This is a genomic window from Sinorhizobium numidicum (assembly GCF_029892045.1).
Lineage (GTDB): Bacteria > Pseudomonadota > Alphaproteobacteria > Rhizobiales > Rhizobiaceae > Sinorhizobium > Sinorhizobium numidicum.
Window position 1 is genome coordinate 2074434 of sequence record NZ_CP120368.1, and the last position, 27000, is coordinate 2101433.

Annotated in this window: 23 protein-coding genes and 1 pseudogene; 11 read left to right on the forward strand and 13 right to left on the reverse strand. The window is 61.0% G+C overall.

The window, feature by feature from the left end; translation table 11 throughout:
• Nucleotides 1-31: 31 nt before the first annotated feature.
• Both PYH37_RS21125 and PYH37_RS21130 read right to left on the reverse strand, forming a co-directional pair.
• Nucleotides 32-853 carry an SDR family oxidoreductase gene (locus tag PYH37_RS21125; protein ID WP_280733353.1) on the reverse strand — a complete coding sequence of 274 codons (822 nt, stop codon included), beginning with the start codon at nt 851-853 and terminating at the stop codon, nt 32-34.
• 85 nt (nt 854-938) lie between these two features.
• Nucleotides 939-2132: a phytanoyl-CoA dioxygenase family protein gene (locus PYH37_RS21130; RefSeq protein WP_280733354.1), complete on the reverse strand. Its 1194-nt coding sequence runs from the start codon at nt 2130-2132 to the stop codon at nt 939-941.
• Between the two features lie 314 nt (nt 2133-2446).
• Here PYH37_RS21130 and PYH37_RS21135 point away from each other — a divergent pair, with 314 nt between their 5' ends.
• Nucleotides 2447-3469, forward strand: coding sequence for a LacI family DNA-binding transcriptional regulator (locus PYH37_RS21135; RefSeq protein WP_280733355.1), 1023 nt, complete (start codon nt 2447-2449; stop codon nt 3467-3469).
• Nucleotides 3470-3521: 52 nt separating this feature from the next.
• On the opposite strand, the gene PYH37_RS21140 is transcribed toward PYH37_RS21135, so the two are convergent.
• Both PYH37_RS21140 and PYH37_RS21145 read right to left on the reverse strand, forming a co-directional pair.
• Entirely contained in the window at nt 3522-4349 is an 828-nt protein-coding gene (locus PYH37_RS21140; RefSeq protein WP_280733356.1) for a TolB family protein, read from the reverse strand.
• Between the two features lie 2 nt (nt 4350-4351).
• Entirely contained in the window at nt 4352-6034 is a 1683-nt protein-coding gene (locus tag PYH37_RS21145) for an NAD+ synthase (protein WP_280733357.1), read from the reverse strand.
• Between the two features lie 269 nt (nt 6035-6303).
• On the opposite strand from PYH37_RS21145, the gene PYH37_RS21150 reads away from it, so the two are divergent.
• The 5 genes and pseudogenes from PYH37_RS21150 (at nt 6304) to PYH37_RS21170 (ending at nt 12356) form a co-directional block, all read left to right on the forward strand.
• Nucleotides 6304-8226: an LTA synthase family protein gene (locus PYH37_RS21150; RefSeq protein WP_280733358.1), complete on the forward strand. Its 1923-nt coding sequence runs from the start codon at nt 6304-6306 to the stop codon at nt 8224-8226.
• Nucleotides 8227-8296: 70 nt separating this feature from the next.
• Nucleotides 8297-8841, forward strand: a pseudogene (locus PYH37_RS21155) (DUF1003 domain-containing protein).
• A 283-nt stretch (nt 8842-9124) separates the two neighbouring features.
• Entirely contained in the window at nt 9125-9547 is a 423-nt protein-coding gene (locus PYH37_RS21160) for a TadE/TadG family type IV pilus assembly protein (protein ID WP_280733359.1), read from the forward strand.
• A gap of 1 nt (nt 9548) precedes the next feature.
• Nucleotides 9549-11276 carry a pilus assembly protein TadG-related protein gene (locus tag PYH37_RS21165; protein ID WP_280733360.1) on the forward strand — a complete coding sequence of 576 codons (1728 nt, stop codon included), beginning with the start codon at nt 9549-9551 and terminating at the stop codon, nt 11274-11276.
• A gap of 177 nt (nt 11277-11453) precedes the next feature.
• Nucleotides 11454-12356 carry a hypothetical protein gene (locus PYH37_RS21170; protein WP_280733361.1) on the forward strand — a complete coding sequence of 301 codons (903 nt, stop codon included), beginning with the start codon at nt 11454-11456 and terminating at the stop codon, nt 12354-12356.
• A 12-nt stretch (nt 12357-12368) separates the two neighbouring features.
• Here the strand turns inward: PYH37_RS21170 and PYH37_RS21175 are convergent, their stop codons facing one another.
• The 5 genes from PYH37_RS21175 to rpiA form a co-directional block, all read right to left on the reverse strand.
• Nucleotides 12369-12767: a GFA family protein gene (locus PYH37_RS21175; protein WP_280733362.1), complete on the reverse strand. Its 399-nt coding sequence runs from the start codon at nt 12765-12767 to the stop codon at nt 12369-12371.
• 179 nt (nt 12768-12946) lie between these two features.
• On the reverse strand, nt 12947-14320 hold the full coding sequence (locus PYH37_RS21180) for a class II 3-deoxy-7-phosphoheptulonate synthase (RefSeq protein ID WP_280733363.1): 1374 nt from the start codon (nt 14318-14320) through the stop codon (nt 12947-12949).
• A gap of 244 nt (nt 14321-14564) precedes the next feature.
• Nucleotides 14565-15956: a glutathione-disulfide reductase gene (gene gor / locus PYH37_RS21185; RefSeq protein WP_280733364.1), complete on the reverse strand. Its 1392-nt coding sequence runs from the start codon at nt 15954-15956 to the stop codon at nt 14565-14567.
• Nucleotides 15957-16134: 178 nt separating this feature from the next.
• Nucleotides 16135-16680, reverse strand: coding sequence for a DUF2059 domain-containing protein (locus PYH37_RS21190; RefSeq protein WP_280733365.1), 546 nt, complete (start codon nt 16678-16680; stop codon nt 16135-16137).
• Between the two features lie 116 nt (nt 16681-16796).
• Nucleotides 16797-17492, reverse strand: coding sequence for a ribose-5-phosphate isomerase RpiA (rpiA, locus tag PYH37_RS21195; protein ID WP_280733366.1), 696 nt, complete (start codon nt 17490-17492; stop codon nt 16797-16799).
• Nucleotides 17493-17717: 225 nt separating this feature from the next.
• Here rpiA and PYH37_RS21200 point away from each other — a divergent pair, with 225 nt between their 5' ends.
• Entirely contained in the window at nt 17718-18401 is a 684-nt protein-coding gene (locus PYH37_RS21200; protein ID WP_280733367.1) for an HAD family hydrolase, read from the forward strand.
• 30 nt (nt 18402-18431) lie between these two features.
• Here PYH37_RS21200 and PYH37_RS21205 read toward each other — a convergent pair whose 3' ends face one another.
• Nucleotides 18432-20327 carry a L,D-transpeptidase family protein gene (locus tag PYH37_RS21205; protein ID WP_280733368.1) on the reverse strand — a complete coding sequence of 632 codons (1896 nt, stop codon included), beginning with the start codon at nt 20325-20327 and terminating at the stop codon, nt 18432-18434.
• A gap of 521 nt (nt 20328-20848) precedes the next feature.
• Here PYH37_RS21205 and fumC point away from each other — a divergent pair.
• The 3 genes from fumC (at nt 20849) to PYH37_RS21220 (ending at nt 24318) form a co-directional block, all read left to right on the forward strand.
• The gene (gene fumC / locus PYH37_RS21210; RefSeq protein WP_280733369.1) at nt 20849-22240 is read left to right on the forward strand and encodes a class II fumarate hydratase; all 1392 of its coding nucleotides are present in this window, start codon (nt 20849-20851) and stop codon (nt 22238-22240) included.
• A 182-nt stretch (nt 22241-22422) separates the two neighbouring features.
• A complete protein-coding gene (locus PYH37_RS21215) occupies nt 22423-23493 on the forward strand; it encodes a GGDEF domain-containing protein (RefSeq protein WP_280733370.1) in 1071 nt (356 codons plus the stop codon).
• Between the two features lie 174 nt (nt 23494-23667).
• The gene (locus PYH37_RS21220) at nt 23668-24318 is read left to right on the forward strand and encodes a L,D-transpeptidase (RefSeq protein WP_280733371.1); all 651 of its coding nucleotides are present in this window, start codon (nt 23668-23670) and stop codon (nt 24316-24318) included.
• Between the two features lie 18 nt (nt 24319-24336).
• Here the strand turns inward: PYH37_RS21220 and PYH37_RS21225 are convergent, their stop codons facing one another.
• Together PYH37_RS21225 and PYH37_RS21230 are read right to left on the reverse strand one after the other, a co-directional pair.
• Nucleotides 24337-24942: a pyridoxamine 5'-phosphate oxidase family protein gene (locus tag PYH37_RS21225; protein ID WP_280733372.1), complete on the reverse strand. Its 606-nt coding sequence runs from the start codon at nt 24940-24942 to the stop codon at nt 24337-24339.
• A 93-nt stretch (nt 24943-25035) separates the two neighbouring features.
• On the reverse strand, nt 25036-25953 hold the full coding sequence (locus tag PYH37_RS21230; protein WP_280733373.1) for an alpha/beta fold hydrolase: 918 nt from the start codon (nt 25951-25953) through the stop codon (nt 25036-25038).
• A gap of 49 nt (nt 25954-26002) precedes the next feature.
• Between PYH37_RS21230 and PYH37_RS21235 the strand changes: the two genes are divergently transcribed.
• Nucleotides 26003-26488 (forward strand): MarR family winged helix-turn-helix transcriptional regulator, encoded by a 486-nt coding sequence (locus PYH37_RS21235; RefSeq protein WP_280733374.1) that lies wholly within the window; start codon nt 26003-26005, stop codon nt 26486-26488.
• A 107-nt stretch (nt 26489-26595) separates the two neighbouring features.
• Here PYH37_RS21235 and PYH37_RS21240 read toward each other — a convergent pair whose 3' ends face one another.
• Nucleotides 26596-26973, reverse strand: coding sequence for a gamma-butyrobetaine hydroxylase family protein (locus tag PYH37_RS21240; protein ID WP_280736118.1), 378 nt, complete (start codon nt 26971-26973; stop codon nt 26596-26598).
• Between the last annotated feature and the right edge of the window lie 27 nt (nt 26974-27000).

The following is a 27000-nucleotide window of genomic DNA, read 5'->3' on the forward strand; positions in this document are numbered from 1 at the left end:
GAAGGCCGGAGCGGACTCCTCCGCCGAGGGCTCACAGCGGTGTTGCCGGATGCGGCGAAGCATCATAGGCGCCCCAGATCGACTGGTCGAAGCAGATCACCGAACCGGTCATAAGACCGGATTCCGCCGAGGAGAGATAGGCACAGGCGCGCGCGACCTCTGCAGGATCGACGAGCCTGCCGAATGGCTGGCTTGCCGACGCCTTCTCGAGCCAGTCCACAGAGGCCCCGTGATACTCGCGCTGGATGCGGTCCTCGCCCTCGGACGCCATCCAGCCGATGTTCAGGCCGTTGACCCGGATGCGGTTGCGCAGCAAGGCGTAGGCGGTGTTCTTGGTCAAGGTCTCCAAGGCACCCTTCGATGCGCAATAGGCGGCGATAAAGGGTTGACCCGCCTTTGCCGACATCGAGCCGATATTGACGATGGTGCCCTCCGTCTTTTCACGCCGCATCACCTTCACCGCTTCCTGCATCAGGAAGAACGGGGCGCGCACGTTCACCGCGAACATGCGGTCGAAGAGCTCCGGCGTGGTGTCGAGGATCGTCCCGCGATCGGTGATTGCGGCAGCGTTAACGAGCGCGTCGACACGGCCGAACTCCTTGTCGCAGGCCGAAACCACCTGGCGGGCGTCCTCCACCCGCTCGAGGTCGGCCGGGACATAGACCACCTTGGTCCCGGTCGCCTCGGCAATTTCAGCCGCTCTCGTCTCACCTTTTGCAGCATTGCGCCCGCAGATGACGATGCCGGCGGCACCGCGTTCGGCGAAGAGTGCCGCGATCGTCGCGCCGAGCCCCTGCGTGCCGCCGGTGACGATGGCGATCTTGCCATCCAGCCTGCCATAGTCTTTGCTCATCAAAAATCCTCCCCTGGTAACTGATCCAAGCGGTTCGGCTCCCGCAGCCACTGCGCCGGGGCCCGTCGTTATCTGGCCGTGTCCGTCAGCTTCTCTTCTTTACCGCCTGCTCGGCAAGCGCCTGTGCGAAGGCCTCGCTGCTCCAATCGGCCGCAAGCGCCTCATGCATCAGTTGCGCTTGCGTCTTTGGCGCCAGGCCCCCTATCGGCGGATCGCGATCGAGATTGGTCGGGAACGAATATCCCTCGGCACAGGCTGCAATGGCGTTGGCGATTTCGCCGGTCGAAAGCGTCCCACGGGCCGCGAGCGCCTTCAATGCCGGATAGAGCACGGTGCTCATCCGCTCGCGGTCGACCGTTTCCATTGCGCGCCCGAAGGCAGACGAGACCTGCAGCAGGTTCGCCACGCGCTTGATATCCGTCGAGCGGTTCGTGCCGGCAGCGTGGAAAAGCGCCGGATTGAAGAACACGAGGTCGCCTTTCTCCAGTGGCAGCTGCACATGGTGCTGCTCGAAATAGTCGCGGAATTCCGCGCGCTTCAGCGCCAGATAGCCGGGCACATAGGTCTGGCTATAAGGCAGGAACAACGTCGGTCCGCTCTCGATCGGCATATCGCAATGGGCGACCGCCCCCTGCAGAGTGAGGACCGGCGAGAGCTTGTGCACATGCGCGGGATAGCGCTCTATGATCGCCGAACTCTGAAAGCCGAGGTGGTAATCGCGATGGGCCGATTGCGCTGCGCCGCCCGGATTGACGCGGTTGACCTGAGCCGTCATCTGGTAGTTGGGTCCAAGCCAGGCCTCGCTGACGAGCGCGATGATCGGATTGCCGTAATAGGCCGCAAAGTTCTCTGCCGAGTGCAGACAATGCTTCTCCAACGAATTCCAGATGCGGTCGTTAGCGCCGGGCTTGGCAAAATGATCGCCGCCGCCGCTGTCTGTGCGGCGCTGCTCTTCGATGATCTCGTCGAAGATGCGGCTCGCCTCATCGATCACGCGGAGATCAGCGAAGGCGCGCTTGAACACGGCGACACCTGGCCCCTCCGCAAGGAGGTCGCAGATCTCGGCCAGCACCGCACGCCTGCCCTCGCCAGTGGCACAATCGGCAATCAGGCCGGCGCTGTCGTAGATCAGGATGTTCTTTTGACAATCCACCGCATGAGGATACTCCGCGAGATTTGTGTGGCGCTCGACTTCGGCGCGGAATGCTTCAATGTCGCAGGAATCCTCGGTCAGCCAGACGCGCCCGACGCGCTGCCTCGGATGATTGTCGGTCTTCATCGGATCTCCTCCCTACAGCGCCGTGCGTCTTTTCAGACGCACAAAGGTCGCTGTAGCACTTTGAATTGCTGCATGTTTTTATCCTTAAATCGGCTCCGATTTAAGGAAACATGCAGTAGCGCGGGATGAGGAAAATGTGCGCGGTTTTCCGCCCGCATCCCGTCGCTAACTTACTAGAATCGATCACGTTCATGATTTTAGGTCGATCCGACCTAAAATCATCGTGATCTAAGAAACAACGAAGTACCGACTATACGTGCCGTCCATTCCTGATATAGAGCAGGAATCCATCAAAAAGCCATCAAGGGGCGGGCGTGGCGCATCAGTTTCTGGTCAAGGACATCGCCTTCCAGGCAGGGCTGAGTACGGCCACGGTCGATCGCGTGCTGAACGAGCGGCCGGGCGTCCGCCACCAGACTGCGGCTCGCGTCAAGGCGGCGATCCGCGAGCTCGAGAAACAGCAGGCGGGCACGGAGGTGCAGGGGCGGAAATTTGCGATCGACGTGGTGATGGAGGCCCCGGAACGGTTTACCGATGCAGTGCGCCAGGCCCTCGAAGGCGAGGCGGCGACTTTCGTACCCACAATCTTCCGCTGCCGCTTTCATTTTGCCGAGACGATGCGGCCGCAGGAGATCGCTCAACTGCTCGATCGTATCCGCCTGCGCGGAACCGATGGCGTCGTGCTGAAGGCGCCGGATGTTCCGGAGGTGACCGGCGCCGTAGCGAGGCTTGAGAGCGCGGGCATCGCCGTCGTAACGCTTGTTACCGACCTTCCGCACTCCGCGAGAACGGCCTACGCCGGAGCCGACAACCGTGCGGCGGGCGAAACCGCCGCCTATCTGATCGGCGAGCGCCTCTCCGGGCAGCCGGCGACCGTGCTGGTGACGATTTCAAGCAGCCGCTTTCGCGGAGAAGAGGAGCGCGAGATCGGCTTTCGCCGCACGCTGCGTGAACATTATCCGTTGATCGCCGTCGTCGAGATCAGCGAAGGCTATGGCAAGAACGAAGAAACCGGCGCCCTCGCCTTGGATGCCTTGATCCGCCACTCCGAGATCAACGCCGTCTATTCGATCGGCGGGGGCAACCGCGCGGTGCTCGCCGCATTTCGGCAATTGGGGCGCACCTGTACGCTCTTCGTCGCCCATGACCTCGACAAGGATAATCTCGAACTGCTGAAAGGGGGCAAGGTCCACTTCGTGCTGCATCACGATCTGAAGACGGACGCTCGCACGGCCTTTCGCGCCATCATGGAACGTCGTGGCGCACTGGCGGCCCCCACAGGCCGACATCTTTCCGCCGTCGAAGTGATCACTCCTTACAATCTGCCGCGCATCTGACGCCACCGTCGACCGGATTAGCCATATTGGTCTGCTGCCGACGGGCCGGTGTTTATTGCTCCGGGTAATAGCGTACGAAAGCAAAGGCTCGTCCAGATGGCGCCCAGTTTGGAACGTTCATCGTTCCCTGGCCGCCGAAAAGCTCGAGCAGAACGCGCGCATCGCCACCCTCCGGGTTCATCAGACGGAGCCGCACGTCGAGATCGCGGGGATGGTCGAAAACATCGCCGTCATAGGAAAGCACGAGCAGATGCCTGCCGTCTGGAGACGGGTGGGGAAACCAGTCGCCATAAGGGCTGTCGGTGATCCGCTGGACATCGCTGCCGTCAGGCCTGACCCGCCAGATCTGCATGCGGCCGGTGCGGCTGCAGTTGAAATAGATCCATTGCCCATCTGGCGCCCAGTCCGGCCCGTCGTTGCGACCTTCGCCATGGGTTAGGCGACGCTCCTCGCCGCCATCGACCGAGATCGTGTAAATGTCGAAAACCTGATCGCGGATCCCGCAATAGGCCAGGCTGCCGCCGTCCGGCGACCAGCCGTGCCAGTAGGACGGCAGGTTCGGCGTCACAAGACGCGGCGCACCGCCCTCGATCGGCAGGAGGTAGATCGCCGACTTGCCGAATTCGGTCTTGTCGCTGATGACGAGCGTCCGCCCGTCCGGGGAAATGCCGTGGTCGTTGTTGCATTGACCGGCAAAACCGGTGTCGATTTCCAGCGGAGCGGAGCCGTCGATCGGAAGGCGGTAAAGGCGGCCCTCGCCGTTGATGATCAGGAACGTTCCGTCACGCGACCAGTTCGGTGCCTCCACGAGCCGCTCCGTCTGCCAGACGACGCGCGTCTCGCCGGTGTCGATGTCGAAGATCTCCACCGAACTGCGCATGGTTAGCCCCTGTCGCGAAAGCGGTTGGTGATCGGATAGCGTCGATCGCGGCCGAAGTTCTTCTTGGTGATCTTCACGCCCGGCGCCGACTGTCGGCGCTTGTATTCGGCGATGTAAAGGAGATGTTCGATGCGATGCACGGTCGCCACGTCATGGCCGCGGGCGACGATTTCCTCGGTGCTCATTTCCCTCTCGACCAGGCATTCGAGAATGTCGTCGAGCACCGGATAGGGCGGCAGCGAGTCCTGGTCGGTCTGATTGGGCCGCAGCTCGGCAGACGGCGCCTTGTCGATGATATTCTGCGGGATGACTTCGCCGTAGGGGCCGAGTGCGCCCTGCGGCATGGTGTCGTTGCGCCAGCGTGCCAGAGCATAGACCTGCATCTTGTAGAGGTCCTTGATCGGATTAAAGCCGCCGTTCATGTCGCCATAAAGGGTGGCGTAGCCTACCGACATCTCCGACTTGTTACCGGTCGTCACCACCATCGAGCCGAACTTGTTGGAGATCGCCATCAAGATCGTCCCGCGCGTGCGGCTCTGGAGGTTCTCTTCGGTGATCCCGGGCTCCGTTCCCTCGAACGCATCGGAGAGCGCATCGAGGAATCCTTCGACCGGCTCCTCGATTGCAATGATGTCGTAGCGGCAGCCGAGCGCCTCGGCGCAGGTCTTGGCATCCTTCAGCGACTCTTGCGACGTATAGCGATAAGGCAGCATGATGGTGTGCACACGCTCTTCCCCGAGCGCGTCCACCGCCAGCGCCGCGCACATCGCCGAATCGATGCCGCCCGAAAGGCCGAGCACGACGTTCTTAAAGCCATTCTTGTTGACGTAGTCCCGGAAGCCAAGCATGCAGGCGCGATAGTCCGCCTCCTCGCTTTCCGGCAAGCGCGACTGCAGCCCGTTGGACGAGGCCCAGCCGTCCTCGCCTCTCCTCCACTCACAGATCGAAACTGCCTCCTCGAACTGGCTCATCTGGAAGGCAAGCGACCGGTCGGCATTAAAGGCGAAGCTTGCCCCGTCGAAGACCAGTTCGTCCTGGCCGCCGAGCTGGTTGGCGTAAATCAGCGGCAGGCCGGTTTCGATCACCTGCTTCAGGACCACCTGGTGGCGGACGTCGACCTTGCCGCGGTAATAAGGCGAGCCATTCGGAGAGAGCAGGATCTCGGCGCCGCTCTCCTTCAGCGTCTCGCAAACGCCGAGATCGCCCCAGATGTCCTCGCAGATCGGAATGCCGATGCGCACGCCGCGGAAGTTGACCGGACCCGGCATTTCGCCGGTGTCGAACACACGCTTCTCGTCGAATTCGCCGTAGTTCGGCAGGTCGACCTTGTCGCGGATCGCGATGATCTTGCCGGCGTCCAGCACCGCCACCGAATTGTGACGGAGAGAGCCGGCACGCCGCGGGAACCCGATGACGACACCGGGCCCGCCGTCCTCCGTCTCCGCCGCGAGCTTCTCGACCGCCTGGAGGCAGGCCTTCAGAAAGGCCGGCTTCAGAACGAGATCCTCAGGCGGGTAGCCAGAAATGAAAAGTTCGGTGAACAGTAGCAGATCGGCGCCCTGGCGCGCTGCGTCGGCCCGCGCCTCGCGCGCCTTTGCCAGGTTGCCGGCGATGTCGCCGACTGTTGGATTTAGCTGTGCGACGGCGATCCGTAGCGTTGAAGGAGCGGCTATCTGTGCGGTCATGAGCGTGCCTGTCAGTATTTTCTCAACGAATGCGTTCGGCGTAAGCCATGTTCTTAGCGCATCCTGCCACCAAAAACCCACACCCAATCGTTATCGGCGCTAAAAATCCCAAAAAATTATGCGTTTCCCGGCTCTTACGCCGCTTCGCGGCGGTCCTTTGACAGCGCATGGAACATTGGGATTGGCGGCCACGTTTCGCCATTCATCCCCTGTTCAAGATGACAGTCGTATGACAGTTGAACGACAGATTTATGAAATTGGAGAACCTGTTGGCCAGTATCGATTCCGCCGCCGCGAAACGTTCTCAGGTCTATGTCGATAGGCTTGGCTTTTCCGCGAGGCACGCAAAGACGCTGGCAGGTACACGCAGCGCGCTGTTCTCGCTTTTCATGGCGGCAGCGCTTGTCTTCACAGTCGAATTCATCGTACGCCAGTCTTTTTCGGACACCGCCGCCTATTTTATGGACCCGATGCGCCCGGCCTGGACGACCATTGCGGCCTTTTTTCTCGTTATGCTTGCACTTGATGCGGCCTTCGGTCGTGAGCACAAGGCTGCACTCCTCGTCGCGCCGCTTGCCATTGTGCCGGCCTTCATCTGCCAGCAGAAACAGGTCTTCCTGTCCGATCCGCTTTATCCGACCGATTTCCTTTTCGGCCGGCAAATCATGGAACTGATGCCGGTTCTCGTGAAGGATCGGCCCTGGACCGCTGTCGGCGTCGTGGTCGGACTGATTGCCACGGTCGTAACCGGGGGCCTTCTGCTGCGCTACGCCTGGCAGAACTTTCCCAAGCTGACGCGCAAGGAACGTCTCGCTCGCATTGCCTTCGCTCTGCCGCTGCTCGTCGCCTTCTGGAACATCATGGACTACAACCAATTCTCTTGGATCCGCGACCGGCTGCGGGTCGTCCCCATCATGTGGGATCAGACAGAGAACTACCGTCACAATGGGTTCGCGCTCGCCTTCGCGATCAATCTTCCGATGGCAAATGTCAGCGCTCCGGCCGGTTATATGGCGGATGCGATCGACCGCATCCCGGTGAAGCCCCTGCCCGCCGGAACGAGCCATCGCGGCAAACCGGATGTGATCGTGCTGATGAGCGAATCCTTCTGGGATCCGACCCGCCTTCCGAATGTGAAGCTGACGCCTGACCCGATGCCGACGGTCCGAGAAATGCAGGCTGGCAACGTCTTCTCGCCGGAGTTCGGCGGCATGACGGCCAATGTCGAGTTCGAGGCTCTGACCGGCTTTTCGAACGCGTTCCTCCCCTACGGGAGCATTCCCTACCAGCAGTATATCCGCAATCCGATCCCTTCGCTCGCGACGTTCTTCCGCGGTGAAGGTTACGTCTCTCGCGCCATCCACCCTTTTCAGGGCTGGTTCTGGAATCGCACTGCCGTTTACAAGGCCTTCGGCTTCGACATGTTCAAGTCGGAAGAGAATATGCCGGCGATGCAGAAGCGCGGGATCTTCGCCTCGGATGAATCGCTGACGAAGGAGATCATTCGCCAGGCGGACGCCTTGAACGACCCGTTCTTCTTCTTCGCCGTGACGCTGCAGGGCCACGGCCCCTACGAGCCTAACCGCTACGCGAAGAATACTATCAAGGTCGAGGGCAATCTGCCCGAAGGTGACCGGCAGGTGCTCGCCACTTATGCGCAAGGCATCAAGGAAGCGGACGACAGCCTGAAGATGCTGATGGACTGGGCGAAGCAGCGGGACCGCGAGACGATCATCGTCCTCTTCGGTGACCATCTGCCGCCCCTCAACACGGTCTACACGAGTACCGGATACATGAAGGACATAACCGCCGAGCGCAAGGGGCCGAAGGATCAGATGAAGGCGCAGCACGAAACGCCGCTCGTCGTCTGGTCGAATAAGACCGGCCCGAAGAAGAATATCGGCACCATCAGTCCGGCTTTCCTTTCCCATCAGATCTTGAAACACGCCGGCTACGAGCACCCTTACTACACTGGGTTTCTCGGCAAGGTGCACGATCACTTCCGCGTCCTCGACCGCTACATGCTGATCCGCAAGAACGGCAAGGCCGTCGCGGAATGGTCGCGGCAGCCGAAGATACCGGCATCGCTCCGCGATTACCGTTTCCTGCAGCACGACATGATGTTCGGCAAGCGTTACAGCACCGACCGCTTCTTCAAATCCCATGCCGAGCTGTTCCAAACGGGCTCGTAGCGTCCGTTCAGCCGCACAAGGGCAACACTTTGAATTAAAGATGCTTCCGAATCACGCTTCGGAGGTAGGCATGCCGCATCTCAACGACATTTCTCGGGTTCTAGGCAAACCGATCAGCGAATTGACCGAAATCGAGCGCCGCATCCTCAGGCATGCAAAAGAACGGCGCACCGTCGCGACGGATACGAACGCGGAATTTGTCACCCGTCTTCCTTCGGAGCGCGCCTTGCCGACAGTATCGCCCGTATCGGCGGCTCCTGGGGCTTCATCGTCAGCTTCGGCGCCTTTCTCGCGGGCTGGGTCGCCATAAATTCGATCCTCTTCGTACGACACGCCTTCGATCCCTACCCCTATATTTTTCTCAATCTCGTGCTGTCGATGCTCGCCGCGCTACAAGCGCCGATCATCATGATGTCGCAGAACCGGCAAGCCGAACGCGATCGCTTCGCCGCCTCGAAAGACTACGAAGTCAACCTGAAATCCGAAGTCGAATTGATCGCGCTTCACCACAAGATCGACGATGTTCTGCTGCGCGAAATCGCCGAGCTGCGTTCCGATCTTGCAAGCCTCAATCGCCAGTTGACGCAACACCAGCGACCTGCCGATCGTGATTGAAACCGGGCGCGTTTCCGTCCGCCCTTCCGCTTCCTGCTGCTACTGGCATCCCGTGGCCGCGCCCTTTTTCGACCATGCTGCGCAATGCGCGGCGTTGGCCCAAATGTGGCAAAGCCCGCACCGAGATCAATTAAAAGGCGAGTACATATTTACTAAAATGCAGAAAACTCAAGCCATTACAATAAGTTGAAATAGTATGAGAAAATTAACGATTTAGGTCGCACCTTATAGGTGCAGGGATATTGCAAGCTATTGCAGATTTAAGATACTCGGAGATCCTGCCATGCCTGTTCTGAAGCGCCTACTTGGCAGCCGCAAGGGTGCAGCCGCCATCGAATTCGCCGTTATTGCCCCGCTCTTTTTCATGTGCGTGCTGACCCTGGTCGCCTATGGCATCTATCTCAGCGCCGCCCACTCCATCCAGCAGATCGCCGCCGATGCCGCGCGCACGGCGATAGCGGGCCTTTCGGAAGAAGAACGGGAGCGACTTGCAACCGACTACATCCGTCGCACGACGATGAACCAGACTTTCATCCGGTCCTCGCGGATGAATGTCAGCGTCCGCGACGACGCCAACAACGCGAACCAGTTTACCGTCACCATCACCTACGACGCCAGCGATCTCCCCATTTGGAAGCTCTTCACCTTCGCATTGCCGGGCGAGCAGATCGAGCGCTACGCGACCATACGCGTGGGAGGGATCTAACATGCCCGACACCACGATGCGGCAATACCTCAAGTCCCGGAGCGGCAACATCGGCATCTCGGCGGCCCTCGTCATGCCGCTCCTGATCACGTCGATGGGGCTCGGTATCGATTACGGCTATCTCACGCTTCAAAAGCGTGAGTTGCAGTCCGTAGCCGACCTCGCGGCAATCGCGGCGGCCGCCAATGTCGGCTCGGCCGAACAGGCGGTTTTGGGTCACTTCAAGAGCAATGGGATGGCCTTTGCCGTATCGACCTCTGCCGGCCTGATGACCCCCGACGGCAAGGTGTTGCCGAACGAGGTCGAAACGGCCGCCAAGGGCGTGGCCACGATCGCCCGCGGGCGCTATGCCCCCGACCCTGCGATCGATGCGGGGCAGCGCTTCATCAAGGATGCCGTGCCCGCCGACGCGGTGCAGGTCACGCTCGAGAAAAAGGGCATTCTTTATCTCGCAGCCATGTTCAGCGACCCGCCGGACCTGAGCGTCGTCGGAACGGCGGCGAGTTCAAAGGTGGCGGCGTTTTCCGTCGGGTCCCGCCTCGCCAGCCTTAATGGCGGCCTGCTGAACGCCGTTCTCGGCCAGATGCTCGGAACGACCATTTCACTCAAGGTCATGGACTACGAGGCGTTGATTGACGCCGATATCGATATCCAGCCATTTCTCAAGATCCTCGCAACCCGTCTTAGCCTGACGACGGCGTCCTACGAAGACGTGCTGACAGCCGATTTGACGATGCCGCAATTGCTCGGGTCACTGCGCCTCGTTCCAGGGCTTTCCGGCACCGTGACTTCTGCACTCAAGAGCATCGAGCTTGCCACCGCCGGCAATAAGCAGACTTTCACGTTGGCGCAGATACTCAACATCGATCCAAAAAAGAGCCTGAGCGTCGATGCCGGTTCGGATTGGGCGATGAAAGTGAACGCATTACAGATCGTCTCGGCCGCCGCGGCAATTGCCAACGGCGATCACCAGATTGCGCTCGACGCCATTGCCGGTCTGCCGGGCATCGCATCGGCGAAGGTCCGGCTCGCAATCGGGGAACCGCCAGTCGCGACGCCCAGCCATCGCCTTGGCACGCCCGGCTCCGCGGTGCGCACCGCTCAGACCCGCCTGGCAGTCGAGGTAACGGTCGATGGCCTCGCGGCTCTCGCGGGAACCCGCATCCGCCTGCCGGTCTATGTGGAGCTTGCGCATGCCGAAGCGAAACTGTCCGACATCCGCTGTTATGGCGGGACCCCGGAGAACGCTGCCGTTGTTGTCGACGCGGTGCCAGGCATAGCGGAAATCGCGCTCGGCGATGTCGACCCGACGGTTCTCGCGAGCTTCTCGTCCGATGCGCGGGTGACGCGAGCCCGCATTCTTGACGGTCCGATCAAGATCGACGCCATCGCCCATGTCGAAGCCAAAAACTTGCAGGCCTCCCGCCTGACGTTCAGCCCGAACGAGGTTGCATCGCACACAATAAAGAGCGTTTCGACCAAGGACATTCTTTCCTCGACGACGAAGACCCTGCTGGGCAATCTTGACGCGCGAATCAATGTGGGTGATCTGTTATCACTCGGAGCTCCGACATTGCTGACGCAAGCCCTTGCACAAACGCTCGGCGCCGCCACCGCCCCTGTCGATCAGCTGCTCTATAACCTGCTGCTACTGGTTGGCGTCCGTGTCGGCGAGGCCGATGTCCGCGTCACCGGCGTCAAATGTCAGCAACCGGTGCTTGTACAATGACAAAGGCACGCACGCTCAGGTCGAGCCGGGCCTGGAATTTAGCTTGAAACAAAACAATGGGCTTGCACGTTGAGGATAACATAGGAAAGTTGGAAGCAACCGTAGCGGGGTTGCACTGCATCGGAACAAGGGGCGATCGCAGCTTCCGGTGCGTAAAGGTGGGGGCACGCGCAACAAATGCAGCGGGTTGCGGAGAAGGAAGACGTCGGCGAGAAAGGTCCGCCCGGCTTCGGGGCGGATGCGCTTCTGCAAAATCCCGAATTCCTTGAAGTCTTGCAGGCGGGCGCCCGCACACTGATTTCGGTGAACGATCTCTTTCCGCGCGTCGCGCGCATGGTCGCCTCCCACCAGAAGTGGATGCTCACACAGGCCGCCTACGCCCTGCACCTGGAGCGGGACCGCACCAATCCCGAGTCCGGCATCACGGCCGCGCGGTTGCTGAAATTCATGCGCGATACTGGCGGCGCCAGCCGCAATACCACAGCAGCTTTCCTCGCGGAACTCGTCGCCTACAAGCTGCTTCGTACCGCCGACGGGAGACGGACGAAGAGAACGCGACCGCTCGAGCCGACGGAGCTCAGCGAGCGGGCCATGCAACTCTGGTTCACTGCCCAGATGAGCACGCTGGATCTTTTGGACGGCGGAACGAGGGTGAAACGTGTCGAGGCCGACGGGACGATCTTCGAGCGCGCCCAACCGCTCGCCGCCCGACGTCTCCTCTCCGACGCAAAATGGACGCGACCGCCCGAAGGCGTTGCGATCTTCGTCTGGTCCGAGTCCGGCGGCGTGCTCCTCGACGACCTCATGGCACGCCCGACGAGCCTCACGCCCGTCGACGGCAAGGTCTGGATCAACGTGAATCTAGCAAGCTTTGCGGAGCATTACCTCATATCGAACACGCATGTTCGCCGCCTGTTCGCTCGCGCTGAAGCAGCAGGCTTTCTCGGCAGGGCAGATGACCGTACGCGCGGCCGGTTCTGGCTGAGCGCCCGGCTGATCGAGGAATACGCCTTCTGGCAGGCGGTCAAGTTCGAAGCATTGGCGAGCGCCTTCAACCGCGCCGCGGTACTGCATCAGTGAAGCGAATAGGCGTTAGCTACGCACTTTGGCGAAGCGCGGCAGGTCGTCGCCGATTTCATAATAATCGCCCTTGTCCGCGCAGAAAATATGATAGCCGGGCTCGAGCTTGGTCGACGCATCGAATGTCCCGGCCAGGATCGAGGTGTAGTCGAGACCATCCGCTTTCCAGAACAGCGCCGACCCGCAATGCCGGCAAAACCCGCGTTGTGCCTCGCTGCTGGAACGATACCAGGTGATGTTGTCGCCCCCCTCAACATCCATCTCGCTGTTCAGCACATTCGTTGCTGCATAGTAGAGCCCGGTCTGCTTCCGGCATTGCGAACAATGGCAGAAGATCAGTTCCCTGAGTTTTCCGCGCGCTCTGAAACGAACAGCGCCGCAAAGGCAGCCGCCTTCATGAATTTCCGACATGCTCTCTCCCCAAATGAAAAGCCGGGCCAGCTTTAGCGGCTGCCCCGGCTCTGTCAAATTCAGAAGATACGGCGGAGATACAGAAATTTTGAAACTACAGCGCCATGCGTCTGTTCAGACGCACAAACATCGCTGCAGCACTTTGAAACATTCAGTAGATCACGCCGTCTCTCAACGCGTCAGCCGTTCACGACCATTTTCTTTTCATCGCGGCCGCCCTTCATGCGTTCGGCAAGCAGGAAGGCAAGTTCCAGGGCTTGGTCGGCATTGAGGCGTGGATCGCAATGGGTGTGATAGCGGTCGGCGAGATCGTCGCCGGAAAGCGCGCGGGCGCCACCGGTGCATTCGGTCACGTCGTTGCCGGTCATCTCGATGTGGATGCCGCCCGGGTGCGTGCCTTCGGCGCGGTGGATCTGGAAGAAGCTTTCGACCTCCGACAGAATCCGCTCGAAAGGCCGGGTCTTGTAGTTGTTGAGCGTGATGGTGTTGCCGTGCATCGGATCGCACGACCACACGACCTTCTTGCCTTCGCGCTCGACGGCACGGATCAGCCGTGGCAGGTGCTCGGCAACCCTGTCGTGGCCGAAACGGCAGATCAGCGTCAGGCGGCCTGCTTCGTTGGCGGGGTTGAGCAGGTCGATCAGCTCCAGGAGACCATCGGCCGTCAGCGACGGACCGCATTTCAGGCCGAGAGGATTCTTGATGCCGCGGCAATATTCGATATGCGCATGGTCCGGCTGGCGCGTGCGGTCGCCGATCCAGATCATGTGCCCGGAGGTCGCGTACCAGTCGCCCGAGGTCGAGTCGACGCGGGTCAGCGCCTGCTCGTAACCGAGCAGCAGCGCCTCATGGCTGGTGAAGAAATCGGTCTCGCGCAGGCTCGGATGGTTTTCCGAGGTGATGCCGATCGCCTTCATGAAATCCATCGTCTCTGAGATCCGGTCGGCAAGCTTGCGGTAGCGTTCCGCCTGCGGGCTGTCCTTGACGAAGCCGAGCATCCACTGATGCACGTTCTCGAGATTGGCGTAACCACCCATCGCGAAGGCGCGCAGGAGATTGAGTGTCGCGGCGGATTGGCGGTAGGCCATGATCTGCCGCTCCGGATTGGGCACGCGCGCCTCTTCCGTGAATTCGATGCCATTGATGATATCGCCGCGGTAGCTGGGCAACGTAACGTCACCCTGTTTCTCGACGCCCGAGGAGCGGGGCTTGGCGAACTGGCCGGCGATGCGACCAACCTTGACGACCGGCTGCTGCGCCCCAAAGGTCAGGACAACGGCCATTTGCAGGAAGGCCCGGAAGAAGTCACGGATCGTGTCGGCGCCGTGCTCGGCGAAACTTTCGGCGCAGTCGCCGCCCTGCAGCAGGAAGCCGCGGCCTTCGGCGACATTGGCAAGAGCACTCTTCAGACGCCGCGCCTCGCCGGCAAAGACGAGCGGCGGATATTTCGCAAGGCGTGCTTCCACTGCCTCGAGCACTGCGTGGTCCGGATAGTCCGGCACCTGCTGAATGGGTTTTTGCCGCCAGCTATTCGGAGTCCAAGTCTGTGCCATTTCCATCACCTGTTGTCTGACGCGGGTATGCCCGCGCGCATCGTCTGCGGCTCCAACCGCCCGGTATTCGGATTTCCATGCCTCCGCGCCGCCAGTTTGGCGCGGATCAAGGTCGTCGCGCCCGCCCTGAGCCCCGCCTGAGCCGAGAACTTCGCGGTTGCGGGCTTATAAACGTTAACAGGGGGCTTGCAAAGCCATTCTACCAGAAAACATCGCCCCTCGCGTTTCCGTCGAGCAAGCAGGTTTAAGCGATCTTTTCGCCCTTTCGGACGCGATAAGACGGCTGGTACATGGTCACCAGTTCCTCCGCCGCTGTCGGGTGCACCGCCATAGTCCGGTCGAAGTCATCCTTGGTGCAGCCGGCCTTGAGCGAAATTCCGAGCAACTGCGCCATCTCCCCGGCATCATGGCCGAGTATATGCGCGCCTACCACCTTGCGATCGGCGGCATTGACCAGAAGCTTCATGATCATTCTTTCCTTGCGTCCGGAAAGAGTCGCCTTCATCGGCCGGAACTCGGCGCGATAGACTTCCAGCTCTTCGAATTGCCGGGCCGCCTCCTCTTCCGACATCCCGACCGTGCCGATCTCCGGCTGCGAAAACACAGCGGTCGCGATCAGGTCGTGGTCCGGTGAGGTCGGATTGTTCTTGTATTCGGTCTCGATGAAGCACATCGCCTCATGGATCGCCACCGGCGTCAATTGCACGCGGTCGGTGACATCGCCAAGCGCATAGATGCCGGGCGCGCTCGTGCGCGAGAAGGCGTCGACAATGATCGCGCCGCGTTCGTTGGTCTTGACCCCGGCGCTTTCGAGCCCCAGGCCATTGGTATTCGGTACGCGACCGAGCGCGAGCATCACCTGATCGACGACGATCTCGCCATGCTTCATTGTCTTGGCTATGCGATGGCCGGCCCCGCCAGCCGACACCGACTGGATGATGTCCTCGCAGATGATGCGGATGCCCTTTTCCTCCATTGCCGCATGCAGGCCGCGCCTTAGATCCTGGTCGAAGCGCGAGAGAATTTCCTTGCCTCGATAGATCAGCGTCGTTTGCACCCCAAGTCCATGGAAGATGTTGGCGAACTCGACGGCGATGTACCCGCCGCCGGCAATCAGGATCGACTTCGGCAATTCCGCTAGGTCGAAGGCTTCATTGGAGCTGATGCAAAGCTCGTGCCCGGGCAGCGCGTCGTGCGGGCTCGGATGGCCACCGACCGCAATCACGATGCGCTCCGCCGTAACCGTCCTGCCACTCTTTAACAGCCGGACGGTGTTGGGATCCACCAGTTCGGCGCGCGTGTCGAGAATTTCGGCTCCGGCGTTGGCAAGTCCCTTGCGGTAGAGGCCTTCGAGCCGGGTGATCTCCTGTTCCTTGGCTGCGACGAGCTTCGCCCAGTCGAAACGGCTTTCGCCAACGCTCCAGCCGAAGCCGACCGCATCCTCGAAATGCTCCGAAAATTGCGACGCATAGACATAGAGTTTCTTCGGAACGCAGCCGCGGATGACGCAGGTGCCGCCATAGCGAAACTCCTCCGCGATCGCCACCTTCTTGCCTAGGGCCGCGGCAAGCCGCCCGCTCCTGACACCGCCCGAACCGCCACCGATCACGAAGAGGTCATAGTCGAAAGCGGGCATGGGGAACTCCTGAACGAAGCTGGATGTCGGACGAATGCCGTCGGCCAAGGAACGTCAGGCTGACGATGAAAGCCGAACGGCAGTCGCCATTCGCCACTGATATAGGATTGTGATGCACAAAAAGAAAAGCCCGGATCGCTCCGGGCTCTCGGACGGACCGGTCACCGATCCGCCGCCCTTACTGTTGTGCCGGTGCCTGAGTGCCGGCATCAGCCGCAGGAGCGCCGCCGAGCGTGGCGTCAAGCGACTTGGTGGCATCGTTCGTGAGGTCGCGCGAAACGCCGGCCGCCCAGATGTCAGCCGCCTTCAAAAGCTCGCGGGAGGCGATCGGACCGTCGTTCAACAGCTTCTTGCCGGCCGGCGAATTGTAGAACTCGGTGATCGCGTTCAGTTCTTCGATCGTGAAGGTCTTCGCGTAGATCGTCGCCGCCTCGCGCTCGAGATCCGAGCGCCGCGCCGCAAGGCTAAGCGCCTTCTCGTCCACCGTGGCGGTGATCAGCTCCTGATGGTTCGGCGAGGCCTGGATCAGCGTGTTCTTCAGACGCTCGGCGAGACTCGGTAAAATGTTGTCGAAACTGTTGGTCACTCCAAGCGCTGCAATGGTCGCGCGTGCCGCCTTGACCTGATCTTCCGCCACGTCCTGTGCCTGAACCGCCGGGATCGAAACCGAAAAGAGAACCGCAGCGGCTGCGAATGTGCGGGCGAGACCTGTGAGTCTGTTCATTTTTATCCATGCTCCTATTGTTGGCACTTGCCGCCCGGCCGATCGCCGCCGCCAGGCATGCATGTGCGGAAACTTGTTTTCTGCGCGTGGCATTCCGTCGACCGACAAGCGCCGGCTCAGGACGCCTTCAAGGTACGCGCTGCCTCCGGACCGGCAATGATCGCCAATGAAGCCAACCCGATGAAAAGCCCGTGCTCGACCACGCCGGGAATGGCGTTCAGCTCTCCCGCGAGCGCATCTGCATCAGGAATACGGCCAAAAGATGCATCGAGAATGAGGTGTCCGCCGTCCGTCATGAAGGGCCCGTCGCCCGAGGCACGCACGCCGATATCGCCCGTCAAACCCAGGCGGGAAGCCGCTTTCTCGATCGCCAGCCGGGTTGCAACCTGACCGAAGGGATTCACTTCTATCGGAAGCTTGAAGGCGCCGAGCACGTCGACGACCTTCGATTCGTCGGCAATGACGATCATCCGCGCGGAGGCGCTCGCGACGATTTTCTCGCGCAGCAATGCGCCGCCGCCGCCCTTGATCAGGCGCAGCCTTCCGTCGACTTCATCGGCGCCATCGATCGTCAGATCCAGCTCGGGCAATTCATCGAGCGACTTCAACGGTACGCCCAGTTCGAGGCAAAGCCGTGCTGTACGCTCGGATGTCGGGACGCCGTGGATCTGGAACCCGGAGGCGACTTTTTCGGCAAGCAGTCGGACAAATTCTTCAGCGGTCGACCCGGTGCCGATCCCGAGCCGCATGCCGTCTTCGACATATTCCAGCGCCGCTTGAGCGGCCTTGATCTTCATTTGGCGGGCGTCCATGCGCCACTCGCTCCCTCTAATCCCTTCAAACGGCAGCTCGGCCATCCGCGAGCTCCCGTCCAATTCCGCTGAGACACTTACACGCCCGTCGCGGCAAACGAAAGCCAAAATACGAGATCCCTCCCCGTTTCCCGCCAACCGCTGCGCGCATCGGTCGCCATTGCTTTATTCGCTAACTTCGCCTACCCGAACAGGTAAGGTTTTTCGCCAAACACGAGGTTCCAAGTGTCTTCGCCCCTTGTCGTCTTTGATCTCGACGGTACGCTCGTCGATACCGCGCCCGATCTCGTTGCCAGCCTCAACCACGCGGTCGTTCAGGCAGGTGTCGAACCGGTTACCTATGGCGATCTCACGCATCTGGTCGGGCACGGCGCGCGCGCCATGATCGAGCGAACATTCGCGCTGCGCGGCAAGACGATCAGCGAGGAGCAACTGGCGTGGCAAATGAAGGAGTTCGTGGATTTCTACCACGGCTCGATGCCCGGCGGTTCCATGCCCTACCCGGGACTCGTCGCAGCGCTTGACCGGCTGCAAGATGCCGGCCTGAAACTCGCTGTCTGTACCAACAAGCCGGAAATGCTGGCGATGCGCCTTCTCGAGCGGCTGGGCCTTCTCGGCCGTTTTGCCGCCGTCTCTGGCGGCGACACTTTCGCCGTCAGAAAGCCGCATGCCGAACATCTGCTCTCGACCGTTGCCACAGCCGGTGGCAGCGCCGGGCGCTCAGTAATGGTCGGAGACAGCCTCAATGACATCCTAGTCGCGCGCAATGCCTCCGTTCCGTCGATCGCAGTGCCATTCGGCTATTCCGACGTGCCGATCGAGAGTCTTTCGCCCGATCGGATCATCCAGCATTTCGATGAGCTGACACCGCACCTGGTCGAGACGGTTCTCGGCCGCAAGACGAAATGACGCGGGCCGCTTTCGCGGCCCTCTTCTTTCTTATCCTTCCGCACGCCGAGCGCTGCGCGTCGCTTCGAATGCGCGCTGCATGTACATGTCGCGCTCGTAGACATCGTTGAAATATTCGACGCTGCCGTCCTTGTTCGGCCATGCGGTGAAATAGGAAACATAGACCGGCACTTTCTGCGGCACCTGCAACGCCTTGTTGCGCCCGCCGGCGATCTCCTTGCCGACGTTGTCGACGCTGACGCCGAGAACCGCCGCTGCCATTCGGCGTGGCTCGGCAAGGCGCACGCAGCCGTGGCTCAGCGCCCGCTGGTCACGCTTGAAGAAGCTCTTCGAGGGCGTGTCGTGCATGTAGATCGCATGGGCGTTCGGGAAGAGGATCTTGAGCTCGCCAAGCGCGTTGTCGCTGCTCGGCGGCTGGCGCACAGCGACGGAAGCCGTCGAGCCGTACCAGTTCACCGCCGACGACGGGACCGCACGGCCGCCGACTTCCACCTGATATCCCATGCGGTCGAGATAGCCGGGATCGTGGCGCAGCTTCGGCAGCATTTCGTTGACGATGATCGACTGCGGCACGCCCCAATAGGGATTGACCTCGACCGTCTGGATCTCATCCTGGAAGAAATAGGTCTGGTTTGCCTTCGAGCCGACCACCACGCGCATGGAGAACTGCTCCGTGCCCTGATCGGTATAGGATGCCGTGAAAGCCGGCTGGTTGATGAACACATAGCGGCTGCCGAGACCGTCCGGTAGCCAGCGCGCTTGCTCCATCGCGATCTCGACCTTGTTGATCTTGTCGGCGGTGCTGTCGCCCCCGGTCAGCACGCGGATCGAGGCTTGGCCCACGACGCCGTCGGCTTTCAAGCCGCGCTCCTTCTGAAAGGCCTCCACCACCGAAACCAGCTCCGGCGTGTAATCTGGCGTCCCCTGGTAGCTGGCGAGTACGACCGCATGTTCGGTCTTCAGCGCTTCCGATGCCTTGAGTTTGATGCCGGCGATGACATTGGCGAGTTCCGGGTTGCTCTCGCCGGGCTTCAGCAGCGTCCCCGAAGCGATTTCCACGCGCGCGGCCGCATCGGTTTGCGCGCGCAAGCGTTCGAGCTCCTGCTTCAGCGCTGCAAACTGCGGGCTTTTCGGATCTTGACTTTCAATGAGCGCGGCAACGTTACCGCTTCCGGCGATCTTCTCCAGGAAGCCGGAAAGATCGACGCTCTTGCGTTTGAAATCGTGATAGCCGGAGATCTTGTTCGGATCGATGCGGCCGCGAACAGTATCCTGAACGTAGGTGAGCGCCGCTACCGACATCGCAATCTCGAAGCGCATCAATTCCTTCTGGCGAGCGATCATGTCGCCGTGATCGAAGGTGTCGGATGGAACATCGACGGCATAGTCGACCGGGTCGAGCCCGACCTTGGCGGCGTCCGAAAGCACAGCGAGCGCCGATTTGGCGCGGGCCTTTATGCCGCTGCCTTCGATCCAGAGGAAATCCATCCGCGCTCCGTAGTAGTTCTCAACGGCCTTTGCGACATCGGCTTGGGCGCGCACATCGATTTCCGGCAGAAACTGGCGCGCACCCGAAAGCGGCGTGCGCAGCATGGGCGGAAGAGCGCCGTTCTGCACCGAACCCGTAACCACGGGATCCAGCAAGCGGTCGGTCGCGATGCGGCGCAGCGGTTCCGCCTTGTAGGTGTAATAGCGTGGTCCGGTCACGCGTGGCGGCTTCGCCATGCCCTCGTCAATCCGCTGCGGCATCATCGTCTGGACGCCCGGCAAAGGCTGCGAAGGCTGGACCTGTTCCCGCGAGGTGCGCTTCTTGCCGCCGCGGATGAAGTCCATCAGGGTGATCGCCGACGCCGGCCGTACATCCATGGTTGCAATCGCGCACCCACCCATGAGCGCCACAATCGCTGCCGATCTGATAATTTTCATAAGAGTAAATGTCCCCGTATCGCGTTGCTGCCGAATTCGGCCGCTGCCAGATCCTCGCCACGCCCTCGTGCTCGAAGCGTTATAGAAAAGGTTGGTGAATGAAAAGGAAACGCGCCTCCCCCAAACCGCTCGCCAACGGTTAGAAACTGTTCCGAAATCAGCCATCGAAAGGCGCGCGGGCTGCAGCAAGAATTTGATTTGCATCCATTTTGCGCTCGAGCGGTCCTCTCCTCTTGTTTCCTGGGGTACTTTTCGCGCCGAGGAATGAAGATGCCGGATGTGACCGAAAGGCCACAACCTGAGCGATCGGACGGCGTCGCTGCGCCGTGCCCGCCGCATGAGAGCCAATGCTTTATGTCCCGCAGCAATTCAAACGATTGTAGCGATATCCCTGGCCCGTATGGGCTCTTTACAAGCTGCCGTGACCCGGGCAGAGAGATGCCCGGCACCGGGGGAACCGACCGGCGGAGACCGGTTCTCGCCTCGGCTTCATGAACCGTATGACGAAGGCAGGTATCACCATGACATCGACGCGCACGGAAACAGATACGTTCGGCCCCATTGAAGTGGCGAGCGACCGCTATTGGGGTGCCCAGGCCCAGCGCTCGCTTGGGAATTTCAAGATCGGCTGGGAAAAACAACCACTGGCAATCGTCCGGGCGCTCGGCATCGTCAAGCAGGCAGCTGCGCGCGCCAACATGGCCCTCGAGCGCCTCGATCCAAAGGTCGGCGACGCCATCGTCAAGGCGGCGCAGGAGGTGATCGACGGCAAGCTCAACGAACACTTCCCGCTCGTCGTCTGGCAGACGGGCTCCGGCACGCAGTCGAACATGAACGCCAACGAAGTCATTTCCAACCGGGCAATCGAACTGCTCGGCGGCGTCATGGGGTCCAAGAAGCCGGTACATCCGAACGATCACGTCAACATGAGCCAGTCGTCGAACGACACCTATCCGACGGCCATGCACATCGCCTGCGCGGAACGCGTGATCCATGATCTGCTGCCGGCGCTCAAGCACCTGCACAAGGCGCTTGATGAGAAGGTCAAGACCTTCGACCACATCATCAAGATCGGCCGCACGCATACGCAGGACGCGACGCCGCTGACGCTTGGCCAGGAATTTTCCGGCTACGCGGCGCAGGTTTCCTCCTCGATCAAGCGGATAGAGATGACCCTGCCCGGCCTCTGCGAACTCGCTCAGGGCGGGACCGCCGTCGGCACCGGCCTCAACGCCCCGGTCGGCTTTGCGGAAAAGGTCGCTGAGGAAATCGCTGCGATCACCGGCATCGCCTTCACCTCCGCCCCGAACAAGTTCGAAGCGCTGGCGGCGCACGACTCCATGGTGTTCAGCCACGGTGCGATCAATGCCACCGCCGCCGCGCTCTTCAAGATCGCCAACGACATCCGCTTCCTCGGCTCCGGCCCGCGCTCGGGCCTTGGCGAACTGTCGCTGCCCGAAAACGAGCCCGGCTCGTCGATCATGCCCGGCAAGGTCAATCCGACCCAGTGCGAAGCGCTGACGCAGGTCTGCGTTCAGGTCTTCGGCAACCATGCGGCGCTGACGTTCGCCGGCAGCCAGGGCCATTTCGAACTCAACGTCTACAATCCGCTGATGGCCTACAACTTCCTGCAGTCGGTACAGCTTCTTGCTGACGCTGCCATTTCATTTACCGACAATTGCGTCGTCGGCATCGAAGCCCGCGAGGACAACATCAAAGCAGCCCTGGACCGCTCGCTGATGCTCGTGACGGCGCTGGCGCCGAAGATCGGCTACGACAATGCGGCGAAGATCGCGAAAACCGCGCACAAGAACGGCACGACGTTGCGTGAAGAAGCCGTCGGCGGCGGTTACGTGACGAATGAGGAATTCGACGCGGTCGTGCGTCCGGAAACAATGATAGGCCCTGCCTGATCGAATTCGGTGGCCGCGGTCCGTTTGCAGGCGCCGCGGCCACCGCATGCATAGGCTGAAGCGGCCCCTTCAAAGCGGTCGAATTACGCGGTGCGCACGCAAGCAATTGTTAACGTTTCACAAATCATTTCCCCCTAAAAATCGTGAGCTATTAGACGTCAATAATTTAAGGAGGATTGCATATGCAAACAGCAACCTCGAACAGGACGCCCGTGCCCGATGTCGCCGCGCAGGTCGCGCACGCCATGCGGATGATGGGCGTCGCGCCGATACCGCGCAATTACGAACTGTATTACGAGGCCTATCTAGGCTCGAACCCGCAACTGTCGAAGGAGCTTGCCGCGCTCGGCAGCCGTGCGACGCAGGAAGAACTCGACGCGATCGGCGCACGATATTTCAGCCACATTCACTACCCGACCGGCATCGAACGCGCGCATAACACTCTCGCGGCCAAGCTGACCGAGCTCGTCAGCCTTTTGAAGGACGAGCAATATGCACTCGATAACTATAACAGGGTCCTCGACGAGGCATTTCATAAGATGACCAGCAAAAGCGCCGCAAGCGCCGATATTCTGCGTCATGCGATCGACATCCTGACGGAAGCCACCGCCGACACGATGAGCCAGGGCAAGGAGCGCGTTCAGTCCGTCGTTCAGAAATCCTTCGAGATGGAGGTGATCCGTCAGGAACTCGACGAATACAAACGCATCGCCAATACCGATTCGCTCACGCGTCTCGGAAATCGCCGCGCTTTCGACGAAAATCTCGCCGCCGTCTATAACAGCGAGCACCTGCGCAACTTCACCGGTCTGCTCGTCGCCGACATCGACCACTTCAAAAAGGTCAACGACAGTTTCGGCCATCCGGTTGGCGACAAGATTCTCGCCACCGTCAGCAACGTAATCCGCGCAAACCTCAGGCGCGACGCTTTCGTTGCGCGCACCGGTGGCGAGGAGTTTGCCGTGATCCTGGGCGGAAGCAGCCAGGAGGAATGCCTTCAGGCGGCTGATAGGATCCGCACCGTGCTCGCGGGCACGCCGTTCAAGAATTCCAAGACCGGGATCAACTATGGCCCGATCACCCTCTCCGTCGGCGTCTGCATGGCGACGGCGGCCGATGACCCTTTCGACCTTTACAACAAAGCGGACATCGCCCTTTACTCCGCCAAGAATGCCGGCCGCAACAGGACAGTCCTGTTCGAAGATGGCATGCGCAAGGATTCCGGCCGCAACTGGCTGATCTATCGGCGGTAGCACATCCCTTTCTCCCTTTTCCGAAACAACGCTCTTCGCACGCTGCTCGCGCCGGACGAACCTCGTTCCCGCGGAAACAGCGCATCGATCGCGTCATCTCTAGAAAAGGTTGCAACAGGAAGCGATCGCGGTTGAGGCCAGACGCGCTTCCCGCAACCAGATGGGGAGATCAAAATGAAAAGCGTACTTGCAGCTTTCGTCGCGTCGGCGGTCTTGGCCGGAGCAACTTGCTCGGCAAATGCCGCAGGCGGCGGAACAATCACCTTCGCCTCGCTCGACAGTAATGCCGCAAAGACGGGATGGCTCAAGGTCCTCTCGGAAGGCGGGCAGCCAAAGGCGAAAACCCGCGCTCGCCGCGATGTCAATCATTCGCCCATCCCGCGCGAATTGGTGGCCTTCCAGGAGGACGCCGCCCCGGGCACCATCGTCGTCGACAACTCGGAACGGCGGCTCTATCACGTTCTCGGCCGCGGCATCGCGATGAAATATGCCATCAGCGTCGGTCGCGAGGGGTTTCTCTGGACCGGCACCAACGCGGTCAGCCGCAAGTCCGAATGGCCGACCTGGGTACCGCCGGAAGAGATGCGCGCCCGCGAGGCGAAGAAAGGCAAGATCCTGCCCGTGAGCATGAAGGGCGGCATCGACAATCCGCTCGGCGCCCGCGCCATCTATCTCGGCTCGACGATCTACCGCATCCACGGAACGAACCAGCCATCCTCGATCGGTAAGGCCATGTCGTCAGGCTGCATCCGCATGGCAAACGAGGACGTCGAGCACCTCTATGCCAATGTCAGCATCGGCACCAAAGTTATCGTTCATAACTGATTGCGCCTTGTCCGCGCGCTACCACATCGTCTTCGCGGCACGCTCCGGCCATTCCCGATCATACGTTTCCTTGTCAAAGTCAGCCTTGGCAGCCTTGAGAAGCGTGCCAGGGGTCGGCAAGGATCCGGGATCCGCGAAGCGCGCGGGGTTCCATAGCTGGGAACGGATCAGCGCCCGGGCACATTGGAAATAGACCTCGCCGATCGTGACGACGATGACGCTGCGCGGATGCTTGCCGTCCATCTCGAACGAGCCGGTCAACGCCGGATCGACGCTGACGACCGCCGTGCCGTTGATGCGCATCGCGGTATTCGAGCCGGGAACGAGAAACATCAAGGCCACGCGCGGATCGCGAACGATATTGGCAAGGGAGTCGACGCGGTTGTTGCCGCGCCAATCCGGCATCAGCACGGTCTCGTCGTCGGCGATCCGCACAACGGAGCAATCGTCGCCGCGCGGCGAACAATCCAACCCCTCCGGTCCTACGGTCGCGAGCGCCGCAAAAGGCGACGCCTCGATCATCCGCCGGTATTCGGCGGTCAGCGCCTTGGTCACCTTGACGATCGATGCCTCGCCCGTATCGCCATAAAGCTCCCTCAAGTCCTCAACCGTCCTGATGATCATTCTATCCTCCGGCAATAACCATCAACTCACCTGCGCTTGAGCGCAATCAGCGGGCGAACGTTTCGAGGGGTAGCATGACATCCTGATGACGCATCAGGCGATTCTTCTTAGCTGGGCTCCGTTTTTTCCTTCGCCGAGGAACGCCGTTATCCTGTCGATGACTTGAGGCGCGGAAACGATGCGGCGGTGGCCGAGGCCGTTCGCCCAATGCAATTCGACATTCGGTCCGGCCGCGCTGTAGCGACGCGCGTGATCGGCGGAGACCTCCTTGTCATCCTCGGCATGGATCACCAGCACAGGCTTCCTGAGCGCGCCGAGAATGCGGGCGGCGTCGAAGCCCTCCACGCGCCGACCGGAGAGGCGTTCGACCATGCCCTCGAAGGCCGCCTGAACCGCCGGTGCAAGGCCCATCACCTTGCCGAAGCCCCTGAAGAGCCATGTCATCTCGCTCGGCGCGCCAATCAGCACGAGCTTCGCCGGAACACGGGCCGGCACATCGCAGACCACCGCTCCCGCCGCGCAAGCAAGGCTGGCGCCGCCGAAGGAGTGACCGATACCGGCATCGAAACCTTCGAAATGGCGCCAGGCGGCATCGATCGCCCTTACCGCCTGCGGCATGGTGAGCGACCGGCCTGGCGAAGCGCCGTGACCCGGCCAGTCGAGCGCAACCACCTCGGCGCCGGCCGCGAGCAGACCGTCGATCATGGCGGCGAGATAGTTGCTGCGCGAGCCCCATCCGTGGGCCAGCAGGACGCGCGGTCCGATGCTGCCCGCACGACGCTCGAAATGGCGCGCGACGACCCAGCCGCCGGCGAAGGAGAGCGTCACCTTCTGCGAACGCGCCATGATCGGCACTGCCGCCTTCAGCAAGGCAGCCTCCTTGCTGTTTTTCGGTTTGCGGCTCGGGGTGCGACAAAAGATTCGGAAAGCCATTTTGCCAGCCGCCTCGGGAGAGATCGCCGATACGGCCTTCAGCGAGAGACGGATGACCTTGATCGCAAAGGATGCCATAGTGAAATTCTCTCTTGAAATGTTCAATATTGAACATAATTGTACAACGATGAACAAAAAGCAAGCCACGACTGAAGATCACCATTTTCCCTGGGATCACCCGCGCTTTCGAAGCTGGATCGCCGCCGCCCGCGCCTGCCAACTGATGCAGCAGACGTTGGCGCGTGCGCTCGCGCATCTCGACATCAAGCCTCCGCATCTCGACATATTGGTCAATCTCTACCGCTTCGACCGCATCACGCAGCAGGAACTCGCCCGCAAGCTGCTCGTCGGCCGCTCCAATATGAGCATGCTGCTGCCGCAACTCGAAAGGCGCGGCCTGATCGACCGGCGAGGCGATGAAAGGGACAAGCGGGTGCTACGGCTCTCGCTGACGGCGGACGGCCGAATACTTACCGAGGAAGCGATGGACATCCAGACGGCGCTGATCGAGAAAACGCTCGGCGGCTCGCCGATCGAGGACTGCATGACGGTCGCGCAGTCGATGGAGCGGATCATCGCCATCCTGCTCAAGGAGGACGGCGACCTTCCGTGACGACCAATATAGCACCGTGCGTCTTTTCAGGCGCACAAAGGTCGTTGTAGCACTCTGATTGCTGCATGTTTTTATAAATCGCTAGGATTTAAGGAAACATGCAGTGATCAGCGGGGCTTCTCGGGCTTGTCGCGCGACATGCCCTTTTCGGCAAGTTCCCGCTCATACGCCTGGAAGAGCTCCTTGCCCTTCTCGCCGAGCTCGCGCAGATAGGTCCAGGTGAAGATGCCGGTGTCGTGAAAATCGTCGAAACCGATCCGCACGGCATAATTTCCCGTTGGCTGTACCGAGATGATCTGGACGTTTCGCTTGCCCGGCACGGTCACCCGTTGACCTGGTCCGTGCCCCTGCACTTCGGCCGAAGGCGAAAGCACGCGCAGCATTTCTGCCGAAAGATCGAAGGAAGCGCCGTCGTCGAAAGTGACGGCAAGCCGATGGCGATCCTTCGATACGCGCAGTTCGGTTGGCCAGAATTCGCTCATCATCATTGCTCCGTATGAATGCATGTCGCC